This is a genomic window from Brevibacterium sp. CBA3109 (assembly GCF_040256645.1).
GTDB lineage: Bacteria > Actinomycetota > Actinomycetes > Actinomycetales > Brevibacteriaceae > Brevibacterium > Brevibacterium koreense.
Genome location: NZ_CP158281.1, coordinates 2357753 through 2374259, shown reverse-complemented (window position 1 = coordinate 2374259; position 16507 = coordinate 2357753). Strand labels below are relative to the sequence as shown.

General features: G+C 61.8%; 18 protein-coding genes. 17 read left to right on the top strand and 1 reads right to left on the bottom strand.

The annotated features are described in order from the left end of the window. The first annotated feature begins 110 nt into the window (after positions 1-110). From rimM to AAFP32_RS10820, 11 genes are all read left to right on the top strand, one after another. A complete protein-coding gene (rimM, locus tag AAFP32_RS10870; RefSeq protein ID WP_101619799.1) occupies positions 111-614 on the top strand; it encodes a ribosome maturation factor RimM in 504 nt (167 codons plus the stop codon). An 8-nt stretch (positions 615-622) separates the two neighbouring features. Further along, entirely contained in the window at positions 623-1450 is an 828-nt protein-coding gene (trmD, locus tag AAFP32_RS10865; RefSeq protein WP_350269155.1) for a tRNA (guanosine(37)-N1)-methyltransferase TrmD, read from the top strand. Positions 1451-1625: 175 nt separating this feature from the next. Continuing rightward, positions 1626-1967 carry a 50S ribosomal protein L19 gene (rplS, locus tag AAFP32_RS10860; RefSeq protein ID WP_101619697.1) on the top strand — a complete coding sequence of 114 codons (342 nt, stop codon included), beginning with the start codon at positions 1626-1628 and terminating at the stop codon, positions 1965-1967. Between the two features lie 33 nt (positions 1968-2000). Beyond that, positions 2001-2624, top strand: coding sequence for a signal peptidase I (lepB, locus tag AAFP32_RS10855; protein WP_101619698.1), 624 nt, complete (start codon positions 2001-2003; stop codon positions 2622-2624). Positions 2625-2753: 129 nt separating this feature from the next. Beyond that, positions 2754-3458, top strand: coding sequence for a signal peptidase I (lepB, locus tag AAFP32_RS10850; protein WP_350269154.1), 705 nt, complete (start codon positions 2754-2756; stop codon positions 3456-3458). Continuing rightward, on the top strand, positions 3458-4189 hold the full coding sequence (locus tag AAFP32_RS10845) for a ribonuclease HII (protein ID WP_350269153.1): 732 nt from the start codon (positions 3458-3460) through the stop codon (positions 4187-4189). The genes lepB (AAFP32_RS10850) and AAFP32_RS10845 overlap by 1 nt, the downstream gene beginning before the upstream one ends. Then, positions 4186-4503 carry a DUF2469 domain-containing protein gene (locus AAFP32_RS10840; protein ID WP_350269152.1) on the top strand — a complete coding sequence of 106 codons (318 nt, stop codon included), beginning with the start codon at positions 4186-4188 and terminating at the stop codon, positions 4501-4503. Before AAFP32_RS10845 ends, AAFP32_RS10840 begins: the two co-directional genes overlap by 4 nt. A gap of 276 nt (positions 4504-4779) precedes the next feature. Then, on the top strand, positions 4780-5148 hold the full coding sequence (locus AAFP32_RS10835; protein WP_350269151.1) for a YraN family protein: 369 nt from the start codon (positions 4780-4782) through the stop codon (positions 5146-5148). Next, positions 5145-6695, top strand: a complete 1551-nt coding sequence (locus tag AAFP32_RS10830) for a YifB family Mg chelatase-like AAA ATPase (protein WP_350269150.1) — start codon at positions 5145-5147, stop codon at positions 6693-6695. Before AAFP32_RS10835 ends, AAFP32_RS10830 begins: the two co-directional genes overlap by 4 nt. Further along, positions 6692-7927: a DNA-processing protein DprA gene (dprA, locus tag AAFP32_RS10825; protein ID WP_101619703.1), complete on the top strand. Its 1236-nt coding sequence runs from the start codon at positions 6692-6694 to the stop codon at positions 7925-7927. The genes AAFP32_RS10830 and dprA overlap by 4 nt, the downstream gene beginning before the upstream one ends. A gap of 52 nt (positions 7928-7979) precedes the next feature. After that, on the top strand, positions 7980-8939 hold the full coding sequence (locus AAFP32_RS10820; protein ID WP_350269149.1) for a tyrosine recombinase XerC: 960 nt from the start codon (positions 7980-7982) through the stop codon (positions 8937-8939). A 68-nt stretch (positions 8940-9007) separates the two neighbouring features. Here the strand turns inward: AAFP32_RS10820 and AAFP32_RS10815 are convergent, their stop codons facing one another. Next, a complete protein-coding gene (locus tag AAFP32_RS10815) occupies positions 9008-9949 on the bottom strand; it encodes a D-alanyl-D-alanine carboxypeptidase family protein (RefSeq protein ID WP_350271489.1) in 942 nt (313 codons plus the stop codon). Positions 9950-10614: 665 nt separating this feature from the next. On the opposite strand from AAFP32_RS10815, the gene rpsB reads away from it, so the two are divergent. The 6 genes from rpsB (at position 10615) to rlmN (ending at position 16505) form a co-directional block, all read left to right on the top strand. Further along, positions 10615-11586: a 30S ribosomal protein S2 gene (gene rpsB, locus AAFP32_RS10810; RefSeq protein ID WP_350269148.1), complete on the top strand. Its 972-nt coding sequence runs from the start codon at positions 10615-10617 to the stop codon at positions 11584-11586. A 34-nt stretch (positions 11587-11620) separates the two neighbouring features. Further along, the gene (tsf, locus tag AAFP32_RS10805) at positions 11621-12448 is read left to right on the top strand and encodes a translation elongation factor Ts (protein WP_350269147.1); all 828 of its coding nucleotides are present in this window, start codon (positions 11621-11623) and stop codon (positions 12446-12448) included. Positions 12449-12621: 173 nt separating this feature from the next. Then, on the top strand, positions 12622-13374 hold the full coding sequence (gene pyrH, locus AAFP32_RS10800) for a UMP kinase (protein ID WP_101619708.1): 753 nt from the start codon (positions 12622-12624) through the stop codon (positions 13372-13374). Between the two features lie 150 nt (positions 13375-13524). Continuing rightward, a complete protein-coding gene (gene frr / locus AAFP32_RS10795; protein ID WP_101619709.1) occupies positions 13525-14082 on the top strand; it encodes a ribosome recycling factor in 558 nt (185 codons plus the stop codon). After that, a complete protein-coding gene (locus AAFP32_RS10790; RefSeq protein WP_350269146.1) occupies positions 14082-15104 on the top strand; it encodes a phosphatidate cytidylyltransferase in 1023 nt (340 codons plus the stop codon). The genes frr and AAFP32_RS10790 overlap by 1 nt, the downstream gene beginning before the upstream one ends. A 129-nt stretch (positions 15105-15233) precedes the next feature. Then, entirely contained in the window at positions 15234-16505 is a 1272-nt protein-coding gene (gene rlmN, locus AAFP32_RS10785) for a 23S rRNA (adenine(2503)-C(2))-methyltransferase RlmN (protein WP_350271488.1), read from the top strand. Positions 16506-16507: the final 2 nt, after the last annotated feature.

Here is a 16507-nt window from a genome sequence, read left to right as displayed (position 1 = left end):
AATCAGCCGACTAAACTGTGTGCTTGACGAGAATGCGCACCCGCATCTTCACTTTCACACGGATCGTCACACGCACGAGCCTGAGCACTTTCATGAACACGAGGAGCAGTATGGACACGGTGATCGCCCGGTTGGGCAAACCGCACGGCATCAAAGGCGAATTCACCGTCGAGGTGCGCACCGACAGGCCGGACGAACGGCTCGTGCCTGGTCAGACGTACTCCACCGATCCCGACATCGGTGAGCTGACGCTGACGTCGGCGAGATGGCACCGGGACCGTCTGCTGCTGACCTTCGACGAAGTCCCCGATCGGAATCGGGCTGAGGAGATCCGCAACACCCTCATCCTCAGCGACCAGGAGGAAGATGGCGAGGTTGAGGACGACGCCTGGTACCTCGAAGACCTCATCGGGCTTCGAGTCCTCGAGGGTGAGACACGCGTCGGCGAGATCGTCGACGTCACGAACGGCACCGCCCAGGACCTGCTCCATATGAAGCACGTCGACGGTCACCAGGCGCTCATTCCCTTCGTCACTGAGATTGTGCCCGAGGTCGACGTTGAAGCCGGGTGGATCAGAGTCACGCCTCCGGCTGGTCTCTTCGACGTCTCGTGAGCCCAGGCATGAAGATTGACGTCGTCTCCATCTTTCCGGAGTACCTCGCTGGGCTTCAGCTCTCCCTCATCGGCAAGGCCGTCGATCAGGGGCTGCTTCACATGAACGTCCACGACCTGCGCGACTTCACCTTCGACCGGCACAACACCGTCGATGACTCACCCTACGGTGGGGGCGCTGGAATGGTGATGAAGGCCGAGCCCTGGGCGTTGGCGCTCGAGCACATCCTTGGCGGGGAATCTCTCGGGACGACCGTTGACGAGCAGACGGTGACTGGAAACTCTGTCGACGCGGAATCCGACGCAGCCGTGAAGCCGATTCTCATCGTGCCCAGTCCCGCTGGACCCGTGTTCAATCAGCGCATCGCCGAGGAGCTCTCTGGTGCCGAGCACCTCATATTCGCGTGCGGGCGATACGAAGGGATCGACCAGCGGGTCATCGACTGGTCAGCCGACCATTTCGACCTGCGGCCCATGAGTATCGGAGACTATGTGCTCAACGGGGGAGAGGTTGCCTCAATGGTGATGATCGAAGCAGTCAGTCGCCTCATTCCCGGAGTCATCGGCAACCCCGAGTCGCTGACAGAGGAGAGCCACGAGGACGGACTCCTCGAATATCCGATCTATACGAAGCCCTCCAGCTGGAGAGACCGGGAGGTGCCCGAGATTCTGCTCAGTGGAAACCACGGCGCGATCGCACGGTGGAGGAGGGATCGGAGGCTCGAACGCACAGCCGAGGTCAGGCCCGATCTGCTTGCAGAACTCCCCAGTCTCGACAAGCATGACCGTGCCGTTGTGGAACGGTTTGAGTCCCGAGATGAATCCATGAAAGAATAGATCGTCGCGTTTGTTGGCATCCACCTGCTTCAGGGGGATGGATGCCCAAGACCGTTCTCCGATGACGACATCGGAGAATTTCGGGGAGTGATCCCGACAGACGATCCAATCACCGGTGAAACCGGTCCGATATGCGTGTCCTCGACCTGAAGCTGGGGACACATGGAGAAACACAATGCAGAAGCTTGATGTTGTTGATGCAGCCTCGTTGAAGACTGACGTTCCTGAGTTCCGTCCAGGCGACACCCTCAACGTTCACGTGCGCGTGATCGAAGGATCGCGTTCGCGTATCCAGGTGTTCAAGGGAATCGTCATTCGTCGCCAGGGCGACGGAATCCGCGAGACCTTCACCGCTCGTAAGATCAGCTTCGGCGTCGGCGTCGAGCGCACCTTCCCAGTGCACTCGCCCATCGTCGAGAAGCTCGAAGTCCTCGCCCGCGGTGACGTTCGTCGCGCCAAGCTGTACTACCTGCGCGAACTGCGCGGCAAGGCTGCACGCATCCGCGAAAAGGCCTGATTATTGCCTGGCACTGTGGGCAATGATCACGCTGTGCCGAAGAATCAAGAAGACGCGACCTTCGGGTCGCGTTTTCTGTATTCGGGCCGCATCTGGAAGATCGTCGCTGTGATCGCGATCCTCATCATCGTCATCGGCGGGTCGGTTCGCGGGTTCGTCATCCAACGGTTCACAATCCCCAGCGCATCGATGGAACCGACTCTGGACGTCGGCGATGACATCACAGTGTGGCGCCCCGACGCGCTGCGTTCACACATTCAGCGCGGAGACATCGTCGTCTTCGACGGTCGTGGCTCCTTCGTCGACGATGCCCTGCCGACCCCGCTGCAGAAGGTGGGATCATGGGTTGGGCTCGGAAGCCGAGACGTCTACTACGTCAAACGCGTTATCGCGGTCGGCGGAGACACACTCCAATGCTGCGACGCGCAGGGACGGCTGTTACTCAACGACGAACCCCTGAACGAGGACTACGCGCCACACCCTGCCTCAGCCATCGAATTCTCGATCGAAATTCCAGCCGACACTATGTGGGTGATGGGTGACAACAGGAACAACTCCGCAGACTCGCGCGCACTGATGGGTAAACCCGGGGGCGGATTCATCCCCTTCGACCGTGTCATCGGACCCGTCATCGGGCATGGTTCCTCGGTCGACTGACCGGTCGACTGACCGGTCGACTGACCGGAAGACCGAGATGATCGCTGCCTGAAAGGCGCCGCGACAGGGTGCTGGTACGCTCATTCCAGTCCCTCCGCGGAACCTGTGGCCCGATGCGAAAGCGAACGAATGTCAACCGAATCAGAAGCTTCCCCGCCTTCAGCCTCGAAGAGGTTCCTCCGCGGCCTGCTCGAGACCGCAGCGATCATTCTCGTCGCCATTCTCATCTCCACCGCACTCAAGACCTGGGTCGTCCGCTCGTTCTACATCCCTTCGGGATCGATGATGGAGACCCTGCAGATTGATGACAGGGTCCTTGTCAACCAGCTTGCGCCCCGGTTCGGACCAGCCAATCGCGGGGACATCATCGTCTTCGACGACCCCGACCATTGGCTGAGCCCTGAAGAGGTCTCGGAATATGAGCCCAACCCTCTCCTCGAATTCGTTGGACTGGCTCCCGCTGATGGGGGCAATCAGTTGATCAAACGTGTCATCGGCGTCGGCGGCGACACCGTCGAATGCTGCGACGCGCAGGGACGCATCCTCGTCAACGGCGAACCCATCGATGAGACATACCTCGACGATGGCACTGCTCCCTCAGAGATGGAATTCGATGTCACCGTCCCAGAGGGCCACTACTGGGTGATGGGGGACAACCGCAGCAACTCCGCAGACTCCAGGTACCACGTCGACACACAGCCCTATGTGTCCGAAGACAACGTGGTGGGCACGGTCTTCCTCATCAACTGGCCCTTCAAACACTTCAGCTGGCGGTCCACCCCGAAGGCGGTCTTCGCCGACGTCCCCAATCCCGAGGGAATCACCGGCAGCTGATGGCACAGATTGGATTGCACGACCTCAGCCTGGAACGCGCCCTGCTTGCAGAAGGCTACGAATTCGTCATCGGCATCGACGAGGTCGGCCGTGGGGCACTGGCAGGACCGGTCAGCGTGGGCGCAGCGCTCTTCGACCTCAGAGTCCTCACCGCCGCCGAGGTGCCCGAGGGCATTCATGATTCGAAGCAGCTGAGTGCGCTGTCCCGGCAAACCGCGACCGATCGTGTCAATGGATGGGCGCGCGCCACAGCAGTGGGGTCGACGACGCCGAGTGAACTCGACGAACTCGGGATGACCATGGCTCTGAACCTGGCCGGCCGTCGGGCACTGTCTGACCTGCTGATGGCTCTCGTCGGCTCGGCGGTCTTTCCGCCTTCGACGATGGTGCTCCTCGACGGCAAACATGATTGGCTTTCTGCACCACTCACGCTCGACTGCCTGGGGATATTCGGGCCCGCAGCAGACCTGGATCTGCCCCAGGTGCGGACCGTGATCAAAGGTGACGGCAGTGTTCCGGTCATCGCCGCGGCAAGTATTGTGGCAAAAGTGCACCGTGACGAGGCGATGATCGTACTCGCGAAGGCGCACCCCCAGTATGGTTGGGAGTCGAATGTCGGGTACGGAACCATCAGACACCGTCGGGGCATCGCCGACTTCGGCCCCAGCATTCACCACCGGAGAAGCTTCCGCCTGCAAACGACGCACGATGCGAAGGAGGGATCGTCATGAGCACTGATGATCTGGACGATTACGAAGCTCAACTGGAGCTGCAGCTCTACAAGGAGTATCGCGATGTCGTGGGACTCTTCGCCTACGTGGTGGAGACAGAACGACGTTTCTACTTGGCCAACCACGTTGATCTCAAGGCCCACAACGACGCCGGAGACGTCTATTTCGAACTGACGCTGCGCGACGCCTGGGTGTGGGACAGTTACCGGTCGGCGCGTTTCATCAAGACGGTGCACGTGCTGACCTTCAAAGACGTCAATATCGAGGAGATCGCCAAGAGCGATCTGGAACCGCCGACATCAATCAGGAACTGACCGCAGATCAGGGGCTGTCAGCCGGGCAGCGGTTGACTGCAAGCAGGGGTTGACTGTGAGCAGAGGGTGACTGTGAGCAGAGGGTGAACAGCGAGAGTTTCTGTTTCACGAGAACCACTCACCCGCTCTTTACCTGTGGACCGGGCCCCGACTTGCACGTATTCGGCCTGTGGACGACGAAGCGCCGTCCACAGGCTGATCTTCTGCTCTTGTCATGTCTGCAGTGCCGGTGGTGGTCTGTCTGTCATGGGACCAACATCTGGCAAACGGAGCACAATGACCCAGGGAATGCGTCAGCGCTCCCTGGGGCAGACAGGGGAGGACCTGGCCGCAGACTTCCTGCAACGGCAGGGAATGGTCATCATCGAACGCAACTTCAGATGCCCACGGGGAGAGATCGACATCATCGCGCGAGACGGTGACACCATCGTCTTCGTCGAGGTGAAGACCCGCAGAACCCTGGCGTTGGGATCTCCGCTCGAGGCCGTGACCAGGGCGAAACTGAAGCGGATCAGAATGCTGTCGGGAATCTGGCTGCGCGGGCAGAGCGACTTCTTCGCCGCCATCCGCGTCGATGCCCTCGGCATCGTCATGGAACCCGAACCTGACTATTCTCATCGCTGCAACCTGCAGGTCGACTCGTGAGCGAAGAAGCGAAGCTCAACGTGATCGGACGTTCCTCCGCCGTCGCACTCTGGGGCCTAACAGGCAAGATCGTGTCCATCGAAGCCTGCGTCAGCGCTGGCCTGCCAGGCATCGACATCGTCGGTCTGCCCGATGCCTCCGTGAGCGAATCCCGGAAACGACTTCGCGCCGCACTCGCGTATCTGGGGATCCCCGTTGCCACTCAGCATCTGACGATCAACCTCACTCCTGGCACCGTGCCGAAGATCGGTACGGGATTCGACCTGGGAATCGCCGTAGCCGTGCTCAAAGCTCAAGGCATCATCACCGAAACGGACACAGAATCGATCATCCACTGCGGCGAACTCGGCCTCGACGGGCGCATCCGCCCCGTCAACGGGGTGCTGCCGAGCCTCCACAGCGGTCTCCAGGCCGGCTTCGAACGATTCGTCGTGCCGGTGGGCAACAGTCGGGAAGCTGCACTGCTGGGTGGAGCCAAGGTCACAACCATCAACTCGTTGGCCGAACTGATCAACATCTATGGCGGAGCACTCAGCGTCCCGATGCTGCCACCGGTCTTCGACTCCGACACTGCCAACCTGGAAACTTCCGAACGCCACGACCTCGCCGAAGTTCAAGGGCAGGCTGAGGCGCGATTCGGACTCGAAGTCGCGGCAGCCGGTGGACACAATCTGCTGATGCGAGGCACACCGGGGGCAGGGAAGACGCTGCTGGCACAGTGCCTGCCGGGGATACTTCCACCATTGGACGACCCGCAAGCCGTCGAAGTAGCAGCCGTGCGTTCACTGCGGGGAGAGCTGCACAGCGGTGCAGGACTTGACCATCGGCCCCCGTTCGAGGCGCCCCACCACCGCAGCACCGCCTCGGCGCTCGTCGGCGGCCGCAGGCCGGGGTCGATAGGAATTCTCAGCAGAGCTCATCGTGGCGTCTTGTTCTTGGACGAAGCGCCCGAGTTCTCGCGGGATGTTCTCGAAGCACTGCGACAGCCGATGGAGGCTCGACAGGTCCACATCCACCGGGCTTGGGGCTCGATGGTTCTTCCGGCATCGTTCCAACTGGTGATGGCGGCGAACCCATGCCCCTGCGGAGCTGGAATGCGCGGAGCCGAATCCACCTGCCGATGCACGCCGATGGACAAACGTCGCTACCGCAACAGACTCTCCGGACCCCTGCTGGACCGAGTCGACCTGCAACTCGAACTGTTCCCCGTCTCACCGGCCGACATTCGCCTCGGCGGGGTACAGGAGGACAGTGCACCCGTCGCCGAGCGGGTCAGACGCGCCCGACAGCGGCAGGCCGAGCGATACGTCGACTGTGAGTGGACGCTGAACTCCAACGCACCCGGGGCCTGGCTGCGTGAGCACTTCTCCCTGAGTCCGAACAGTCTGCGCGACCTGGACCGCGCGCTCGACACCGGAAGGATCACCATGCGCGGATACGACCGAGTGCTGAGGGTGGCAACGACCCTGGCTGACCTTGAGGGGGCAGCCGCGCCCACGCCCGACAAGATCACGACGGCGCTGGCGCTGAGGACACAGGACTCATGAACGACGTCGGCAGTGGAGACATTCGGGCGGCTGTGGCTGCCCTGCTGAGGATCGGAGAACCCGGGGACGGGCTGCTCACGGGTCTCGTTGACGAGATTGGTCCTATTGCAGTGCTCGAACTGATCCGGGCAGTGGCAGCAGGAACGTCATCAGCAGCCGAGGCCGCCGACAGCCTGTCGTCGATCGTGACTGCGGTCGCCGGCAGTGGGCAGCTTGGAGAGGCATTCGACCGGTGGGCCGTGCGTGGTGCGGATGCACAAGGACACCGTGACCTCGAAGCAGTGCACAGACTGGGCGGGCGACTCGTCATCCCCAGCGACGACGAATGGCCGACTGCCCTGAGAGACCTCGGAACAGCGGCACCACTGGGACTGTGGATCCGAGGCACCGTGGCGCTGAACGCAGCACTGCAGCGGGCGGTCGCCATCGTCGGAGCGCGAGCGGCCAGCAACTACGGCACCAAATGTGCCTCCGATCTTGCCTGGGACCTGGCCGCGAGGGGGCTGACCATCGTCTCCGGTGGAGCCTTCGGGATCGATGCGGCAGCCCACCGGGCAGCCATCGCCCGTGAAGGCACCACGATCGCGTTCATGGCTGGGGGAGTCGACCGTTTCTATCCGGCTGCGAACACCGAGCTATTCCACCAAGTGCTCGAGTGTGGTGCGATCGTGTCCGAAACCGCTCCCGGGATGACGCCTATGCGGCACCGCTTCCTGCTTCGCAACCGCCTGATCGCCGCCTCATCCCAGGTCACTGTCATCGTCGAAGCCGGCTGGCGCAGCGGAGCCCTCAACACCGCCCGACACGCTCTCGAGCTTTCGCGTGAAGTCGCGGCCTTCCCCGGATCCGTGTATTCGGCTTCGTCGACGGGAACCCACAGACTCATCCGACACCATGAAGCGCAGCTGGTGACCAGCTGCGAGGACGTCATCGCGCTCACCGGTGGTGTGGAACCGGCGCTGTTCAACGATGGGAGCCTCCCCTCCGAAGACCCTCGCCTGCCCTCCGAAGACCCGAACCGCTCATCACCCGATCCGACCGATGACCTGGCCGAACGAGAGAAGATCTGCCTCAATGTGCTCTCAGCGACCAAGGCATTGGCTGTCGGAACCGTGGCAGCACGGGCCGGACTGACGGTGCCGAACACTCTCTCCGCGCTCGCCGTCCTCGAACTTGCCGGAATGAGCGTCCGCCGCGAATCCGGGTGGGTCAAGATGCGCAGACAGGTGTGAGTCTTCGCTCAAGATCCATCGCGAGGCTCAGACGATCGCGTAACCTGGGGTTGTGACCCTTCCGAGAACCATCGCCGAGGTGGTGTCCGGCTATGCCGACCACTTGAGATCGCGTGACGTCTCCGCCCACACATCGCGGGCCTACATCTCCGATGTCACAGACTTCTTTGCCCATGCGGCCCACTCTCCAGCTGCCCGCACCCGGTCCCGCACCGCTGAGCCAGTGGTGGATGACATCGATCTCAACGACCTGCGTTCGTGGCTCATCGCCCTCGACGACGCCGGAGCGGCGAAGTCGACCGTGGCCCGGAAGATCGCAGCTGTGAAGTCCTTCTTCGCCTACTGCGTGAACCACCAGGGGCTGACGAACAATCCGGCGGCACGGCTGCGGACTCCCAAGAAGGACTCTCGTCTTCCCACCGTGCTCAAACCCCAACAGGCCGCCGATCTCGTGTCCCGAGAGCGTACTGCTCATACCGAGGCTGAGCGCAGCGATCCCATCGAAGCAGCCAAATGGGCCAGGGACGCAGCCATCCTGGAGATGCTCTATGCCACAGCAGTGCGCGTATCAGAGCTGACCGGGCTGAACCGCAGCGACGTTGACCATCAGCGTTCGATGATCACTGTGCTGGGCAAGGGCAACAAGGAACGACGCGTCCCCTTCGGAACACCCGCCCAATCGGCGTTGCAGCAGTGGCTGAACCTGCGGGAGACGTTCGTCTCGAAGAGCAGCGGCGATGCGCTCTTCCTCGGTGTCAGAGGCGCTCGCATCGGAGCCAGGCAGGTGAGGGAACTCGTTCATCGGTACGGGTCAGATGACCCCAGCGCACCTGATATCGGCCCGCACGGACTCCGGCACTCGGCGGCTACACACATGCTCGACGGGGGAGCGGACCTGCGGCAGATCCAGGAGCTTCTGGGGCACTCGACTATGAGCAGCACGCAGATCTACACCCACGTCTCGATGCAGCGATTGCAGGAGACCTATCGGCAGGCACACCCCCGGGCCTGAACTCACCTCGCTGAGAGTCGTCTTGCCTCCACCTTCTGGTCAGGTTGTTCGTGGGACCAGCAGTGTCATCACCTTCGGAATTCCCAGTGCCACGGTTCAGGCAGTGAACCGGACTGGCGGGCCCAGCCTGGATGGATCCATCCGAACTTCGGTGCATTAGCGCGCATCCACTGGTGCTCGGCGCTGCCGAACGAGTTGATTCCACCGCCGAGGTCAACTGCCAGTGCCCAACCGTGATTCGAGGTTCCGGGCCTCGCTGCCATACGACCCTTGCGTCTTTTCAGGATGACCTGGGTGTCGTAGTCACGGTAGGCATCAGTCACGGAGATCGGAGTCGGGAATCTGGCTTCGTATGCGTGGGACATCCGGTCGAACGCCGCTTGGGCATCGCAGCGCAGCATCTGTCCGGGTGCCGACTTCACCGCGCACATTGCTGCGGCGGGAATTCGGCCATTGCGATGCCCGCCCCAGGCACCTGCCCCTGATCTCGTGGAATCGCCGGTGTGTTCATGTGCGGGCTTGCGAGACAGAGGCAAGAGGATCGACTGTTCCTGCCCGAAGAAGTCTGCCGGGTCGGTGTACTTCTTCACTCCCTCGGACTTCCAAATGCCGATATGCAGGCACGATTTTTCGCAGTGCCCGCCCTGGGCAACTGTTCCGATCTCAACACCGGCAGGGAACGCCTCACCCGTCTCCAGTGTCGACTCCGCTGGCTGGAAGGAGATGACGTATCCGGATTCCGTCTCGATGCTCATAGTCGGGGTGCTGGCCACGGAGCCTCGGAAGCGAATGGTCCCTGCAGCAGGTGCACGCACCGGTTCACCGCTGACCGTGAGCACATCGATGCCACGGTGTCCCTTCAACCATGCCTCCGTGGGCGGATCGAAGGCCTCGACGATCTCCATTGCGGGGACAGGCGAGACCCACGTCGGCCGCGCTTTGAACGCAGGTTCGGCGGATGCCATCGAGAACGGTGCCCCCACCTCGGTGAGGGTGAAGGTCAAGACCATCAGGCTCACTGCCACAATGAGACACACCCGCCGAGACACCGGCGAAGATGGAGTCCAGATGGAACGGACGGTGTTTCGAGAATCGGCGAAGAGGTCCATGAACCCATGGAAGCCCGGTCGGATCCGGATGTCAGGCGTGCGAACAGTGCCTGTGGACGGCCCGCTGACGTGCACAGGCGATACGAACACGAGTGGTGCGGGGATCCACAGGAAACGACGCGTGAGTGACTGCGTGAGAGTGCCTGATCAGACAGGTGCGCAGCTTCTGAACTCGAAGGGCCAGTCGCAGATACGGCGCCCAAGAACCCACACGGGACAGCGATATCCACACATGAGCGGACACGAGTCGAAAGAGCTCACCACCGCAGAACAGTCGAAAAACTGTCCGGGGTGTGATGCAGCCCATTTCGCAGGAGCCTGATCGATTGGAAATGGCTTGGGAATCGGGGATAGACTGGCCCCAGCAGAAGCGTGTCTTCTGACTACGCGTATTCGATTTCTTCTCCATCCCATGGTGCAAATAGCCTGCGAGGGCGAATTTGTGGGGCGGATGAACCGAATACCAGGAATCAACCGAAAAGGTCACTGTTGCCGACGGCTCAACGCCGTCCGGAGAACACTGACGTAAAAGCGCCTGCGGGCGCGAAAGAAAGGAGGGCGTCGGCATGGCCGTCGTCACCATCCGCCAGCTGCTCGACAGCGGCGTTCACTTTGGACACCAGACCCGTCGTTGGAACCCGAAGATGAAGCGCTTCATCTTCACTGAGCGCAACGGCATCTACATCATCGACCTGCAGAAGTCGCTGGGATACATCGACACTGCATTCGAGTTCGTCAAGGAAACCGTGACCCACGGTGGCTCGATCCTCTTCGTCGGCACCAAGAAGCAGGCGCAGGAATCGATCGCCGAACAGGCCAAGCGCGTGGGACAGCCCTACGTCAACCAGCGCTGGCTCGGCGGTATGCTCACCAACTTCCAGACCATCTCGCTGCGCCTGCGCCGCCTGAAGGAACTCGAAGAGATCGACTTCGACGACGTTGCAGGTTCCTCGCACACCAAGAAGGAACTGCTCATTCTCCGTCGTGAGAAGGACAAGCTGGAGAAGACTCTCGGCGGTATCCGCGACATGCAGCGGACCCCTTCGGCTGTCTGGATCGTTGACACCAAGAAGGAACACCTCGCTGTCGACGAAGCGCGCAAACTGGGCATCCCGGTCATCGCGATCCTCGACACCAACTGCGACCCTGACGACGTCAACTACCCGATCCCGGGCAACGACGACGCCATCCGCTCGGTGTCCCTGCTCACCCGCGTGATCGCCGACGCAGTGGCAGAGGGCCTCATCGCCCGCCACTCCTCGGACGACAAAGGCGGCGAGAAGAACGTCTCCGCTGTCGAACCGATGCCTGAGTGGGAGCGCGAGCTGCTCGAGGGCAATGCTCCGGCTTCCGAGGAAGCTGCAGCTCCAGCCGCTGACGCTGCTGCGAAGCCGGCCGCTGAAGAAGCCGCCGCTGACGCTGCTGAAGAGGCGACCGACGAGCCCCCAGCTGAGGCTGCTGCCGAGGCCGCTGACAAGGCGACCGAAGCACCCGCCGCAGAAGCTGCCGCAGACTCCACCGAGTCGACAGAGTCCTGATTTCCTTTAACTCCACCAACTTTTAGGAGAAAGAATGGCAAACTACACTGCCGCTGATATCAAGGCATTGCGCGAGAAGACCGGCGCCGGAATGATGGATGTCAAGAAAGCTCTTGACGAAGCAGACGGCGATCAGGCGAAAGCCATCGAGGTCCTCCGTGTGAAGGGCCTCAAGGGCGCCACCAAGCGTGAAGGTCGCTCGACCTCCGATGGTCTCGTGGCTACGCACGTCGAGGGCGGCGTCGGAACGATGATCGAGCTCAACTCGGAGACCGACTTCGTTGCGAAGTCCGATCCCTTCGTCGCACTCGCTGACGAGGTTCTGGGCCTGGCCGTGTCCAGCAACGCCGATTCGGCCGAAGCTGTTCTCGAGTCCACGAAGGACGGCAAGCCCGTTTCGGAGTTCATCACCGAAAGCGGTGCGACTCTGGGCGAGAAGGTTGCCCTTCGTCGCGTCGGACGTCTCGAAGGCGCAAGCGTCGAGTCCTACCTGCACCGCACGAACAAGGACCTGCCCCCTCAGGTGGGCGTCCTGCTCGCGTACGAAGGTGACGACGCAACCGTCGCACACGATGTCGCAGTGCACATCGCAGCGATGAGCCCGAAGTACTTCTCCCGTGAAGAGGTCCCCGCTGACCTCGTGGAGAACGAACGTCGCATCGCTGAGGACATAGCGAAGAACGAAGGCAAGCCTGAGCAGGCTGTGCCCAAGATCATCGAAGGCCGCGTGAACGGCTTCTTCAAGGAGAACTGCCTGCTGGACCAGGGATTCGCCAAGGATCCCAAGCAGTCCGTGAGCAAGGTCCTCGAAGCTGCCGGTGTCAAAGCCACCGGATTCCTGCGCTTCCGCGTCGGAGCCTGAAGCACCATTGACCGCCGGGTGCGTCTTCATCGACGCGCACGGCAGTCGTCCCGCTTGAGAGTGAACTCATAAGCGGCTGACGGGGTCGGACCATTCGGTCCGGCCCCGTTTTCGCTACACTGACACCGACGACACATCCGGGCTTCAACCTGCCCAGACGGAAGAAGGACTAAATGACATCCACCCCGGTTCACGAATCCAGCTACGCCAGCAGACCCGTCCGCACCCATCGCCGCCGTGTGCTCCTCAAACTCTCGGGCGAGGTGTTCGGCGGAGGAAAGATCGGAGTCGATCCCGATGTCGTCGCCGCTGTAGCCAAAGAAGTAGCCCCCACCGTCGACGAGGTGGAAGTCAGCATCGTCGTCGGCGGCGGAAACTTCTTCCGTGGAGCAGAGCTGTCCCAGCGAGGAATGGATCGTACCCGTGCCGACTACATGGGCATGCTCGGAACAGTGATGAACTGCCTCGCGCTGCAGGACTTCCTCGAACAGCTGGGCGTCGACACCCGGGTGCAGACTGCGATCCCGATGTCCCAGGTGGCCGAGTCCTACATTCCGCGCCGGGCCATGCGCCACATGGAGAAGAACAGGGTTGTCATCTTCGGTGCAGGGGCCGGACTGCCGTACTTCTCCACCGATACCGTCGCCGCGCAGCGTGCGCTGGAAATCCACGCCGACGAAGTCCTCATCGCCAAAAACGGAGTTGACGGTGTCTACACCGCCGACCCGAACATCGACCCCACAGCGGAGAAGATCCGCGAGATCACCTATCAGGAGGCGCTGCAGAAGGGCCTCAAAGTCGTCGACGCAACCGCCTTCTCCCTGTGCATGGACAATAAACTTCCGATGCACGTCTTCGGCATGGAAGGTGAAGGCAATCTGCGCAAAGCGATCGTCGGAGACAAGATCGGCACCGTAGTCAAATAGCCCACGTGGTGCATGGCCCCGGGCACGCAGCGCCTCGAAACATCTTCGCAGACGAAGTCCAGGACTCTCCCTGGACCAATCGGTTGCGGCATTCGGCAGCTATGACCCATAGAATGAACCCAAAGCTCCCATCGACGAAAAGAGTGAGTCGTGATTGAAGAAACGCTGGCCGAGGCCAGAGAGAAAATGGACAAAGCCGTGGAATTCACGCAGGAGGACTTCTCGTCCATCCGCACCGGCCGCGCCAATCCCGCACTGTTCGCTGCCATCGAGATCGAATACTACGGTGCACCGACGCCTCTTCAGCAACTGGCCTCGTTCCAGACCCCGGAAGCCCGTACGATCCTTGTGACTCCCTATGATCGTGGTGCGCTGGGTGACATTGAGACCGCTCTGCGCAATTCGGACATCGGCGCCAACCCAGCCAACGACGGCAACGTCATCCGCGTCGTGCTCCCGGAACTCACCGAGGAGCGCCGCAAGGAATACGTGAAGATCGTCAAGAGCAAGGCTGAAGACGGCAAAGTGTCGATCCGCAACATTCGTCGTCACGCCAAAGAGACCCTCGAACGCATCAAAAAGGACGGCGACGCCGGTGAAGACGACGTCGCACGTGGAATCTCCGAACTCGACGACCTGACGAAGCGCAAGGTCGACAGCGTCGACAAGCTGCTGAACCAGAAGGAAGCTGAGCTCCTCGAGGTCTGATGATTTCGTTGACCGGTCCAGGCAGTCCTGCATCGGATCCGGCTCCCCTTGGGGAGTCGGATCCGGTTCCGCATGCATCAAGCCTTGAGACCCCATACCCGAAGCGCAGAGAACTGCGCAACTCCGGTAAGGACTACTCGCCGGAAGATCTGGAGACGAACCCGGCTGCGGAGACCGGGCAGGACGTCCCCGAGGTGGCACAGAAGGACTACGGCAGGGCCGGACGAAATCTGCCCGCTGCGATCGGCATCGGGCTGCTCATCGGCGGAGTCGTCCTGGCCTCGCTCATCGTCTACCCGATCTCCTTCCTCTTCATCATTCTCATCGCAATCGTCGCCGCGATGTGGGAATTGGCCAACGCGCTGTCTCGATCGGGATCACTCGTGTCGCGGATACCGACCATGGTGTCGGCCGCCTGCATGGTGGTGGCGACTTTCGTCGGCGGCCGCGAAGCACTGTGGGTGACCTTCGCCGCCAGCGCCGGCGCCGTCATGCTCTTCACCATGGTCGAGCGACGTAAGAACGCGGTCAAAGATGTCTCGCTGTCTCTCTTCGCACTGACCTATGTCGGTCTCATGGCCTGCTTCGTCGTGTACCTGCTGACCCAACCCGACGGCAATCTCTACGTCATCCTGTTCCTCGCCAGCGTGGTCGCCTCGGACACCGGCGGCTACGTCTTCGGCGTCCTTTGGGGCAAACATCCGATCGCACCGAGAATCTCCCCGAAGAAGTCGTGGGAAGGCTACATCGGCTCGGTGGTCTTCGCCGCCGCGGTCGCCACCATCCTCGCTCTGACTCTCTTCGACGCCCCGTTCTGGACCGGATTGGTCTTCGGTGCCGTCATCCCGGCCTTCGCCACCCTCGGCGACTTCAGCGAATCGATGATCAAACGCGATCTCGACCTCAAAGACATGGGAACACTGCTGCCTGGACATGGTGGCGTCATGGACCGACTCGATTCGATCCTGCCCACCGCCCCGGTGGCCCTGGTGATGTTCTCGGTCCTTCCCGGCTACCTCTGATCCGCACCGGCCCGGCCGTCAACAGGCCCGGCCGTCAATAGGCGTGGCGGCACACACACCCCAAGAGATTTGCTCTCATGAGACAATGGTCGTGTGAGTTCTCAAGCAGGCAACAGGCAGACCCGTCCCATCGTCGAACACGCAGACGGGACGACATCGAAGACGCCGACGCGTGACGGTCGTCCGCTGCTCAATTTCAAATCTCCGCGAGCCAGTCAGCCGAAGCAGCATCTGGCCGACATGACGATGGACGAACGCATCGAAGCGGTCAAGGAGATGGGACTGCCAGCCTTCCGCGCCAAGCAGATCTCGACCCACTACTTCTCGCACTACCAGACCGATGTCGAGTCCATGACGGACCTGCCCAAGGATCTGCGTGCGGACCTGCAGGAACGATTCTTCCCCCACCTTCTGACCGAGGTTCGTCGCCTGCGGACCGCGAACGGCGACACGATCAAATTCCTGTGGCGCCTCTACGACGGTGCACTCGTCGAATCGGTGCTCATGCGCTATCGCAACCGCGTCACACTGTGTGTCTCCAGCCAGTGCGGCTGCGGAATGAACTGTCCCTTCTGTGCGACGGGACAGCAGGGCTTGACACGCAACATGTCCGCCGCGGAGATCGTCGAACAGGTCATCCGCGCCAACCAGGTCATCGCCGCGGGCGAGCTCGCACCGGCACCCTCGGGCGATATGCCAGCGGAAGGTGAGACTGCTCTCGGCGCCGAATCCGATGAAGACCAGGGTGAGACATCCGAGGCCACGGTCGATGAATCGGAAGCCACCGCCTCGGCGACGGGACCCGAACGCGTCTCCAATATCGTGTTCATGGGAATGGGCGAACCCCTGGCCAACTACAAGCGGGTGATGAACGCGGTGCGCCGGTTCGTCGAGCCTGGTCCGCAGGGACTGGGAATGTCGGCCCGTCGGATCACCATCTCCACGGTCGGCCTGGTCCCAGGCATCAACAAGCTGGCGGCCGAGGAGATTCCGGTCACCTTCGCCCTCAGTCTCCACGCACCCGATGATGAACTGCGCGACGAGATGATCCCGGTCAACACCCGCTGGAAGGCTGATGAAGCCATCGATGCCGCGTACAACTACTACCAGGTGACAGGACGTCGGGTGAGCATCGAATACGCGCTCATCAAGGACATGAACGATCACCCCTGGCGTGCGGAGCTGCTGGCGAAGAAGCTCAACGCTCGTGGTCGCGGCTGGGTCCACGTCAATCCGATCCCGCTCAACCCGACGCCCGGCTCCGTGTGGACCGCGTCCGAGCCTGAGGTGGCGGACGAATTCGTGCGCAGGCTCGTTGACCAGGGGATCCCCACGACGATCCGCGATACGCGCGGTTCGGACATCGATGGGGCCTGCGGACAGCTTGCTGCCGCTGACTGAGA

Bases quoted from the DNA above. Each gene is read 5' to 3' on its own strand.
- rimM (WP_101619799.1), top strand. From the start codon at position 111: ATGGACACGGTGATCGCCCGGTTGGGCAAACCGCACGGCATCAAAGGC.
- trmD (WP_350269155.1), top strand. From the start codon at position 623: ATGAAGATTGACGTCGTCTCCATCTTTCCGGAGTACCTCGCTGGGCTT.
- rplS (WP_101619697.1), top strand. From the start codon at position 1,626: ATGCAGAAGCTTGATGTTGTTGATGCAGCCTCGTTGAAGACTGACGTT.
- lepB (WP_350269154.1), top strand. From the start codon at position 2,754: ATGTCAACCGAATCAGAAGCTTCCCCGCCTTCAGCCTCGAAGAGGTTC.
- AAFP32_RS10845 (WP_350269153.1), top strand. From the start codon at position 3,458: ATGGCACAGATTGGATTGCACGACCTCAGCCTGGAACGCGCCCTGCTT.
- AAFP32_RS10840 (WP_350269152.1), top strand. From the start codon at position 4,186: ATGAGCACTGATGATCTGGACGATTACGAAGCTCAACTGGAGCTGCAG.
- AAFP32_RS10835 (WP_350269151.1), top strand. From the start codon at position 4,780: ATGACCCAGGGAATGCGTCAGCGCTCCCTGGGGCAGACAGGGGAGGAC.
- dprA (WP_101619703.1), top strand. From the start codon at position 6,692: ATGAACGACGTCGGCAGTGGAGACATTCGGGCGGCTGTGGCTGCCCTG.
- AAFP32_RS10815 (WP_350271489.1), bottom strand. From the start codon at position 9,949: ATGGTCTTGACCTTCACCCTCACCGAGGTGGGGGCACCGTTCTCGATG.
- rpsB (WP_350269148.1), top strand. From the start codon at position 10,615: ATGGCCGTCGTCACCATCCGCCAGCTGCTCGACAGCGGCGTTCACTTT.
- tsf (WP_350269147.1), top strand. From the start codon at position 11,621: ATGGCAAACTACACTGCCGCTGATATCAAGGCATTGCGCGAGAAGACC.
- pyrH (WP_101619708.1), top strand. From the start codon at position 12,622: ATGACATCCACCCCGGTTCACGAATCCAGCTACGCCAGCAGACCCGTC.
- AAFP32_RS10790 (WP_350269146.1), top strand. From the start codon at position 14,082: ATGATTTCGTTGACCGGTCCAGGCAGTCCTGCATCGGATCCGGCTCCC.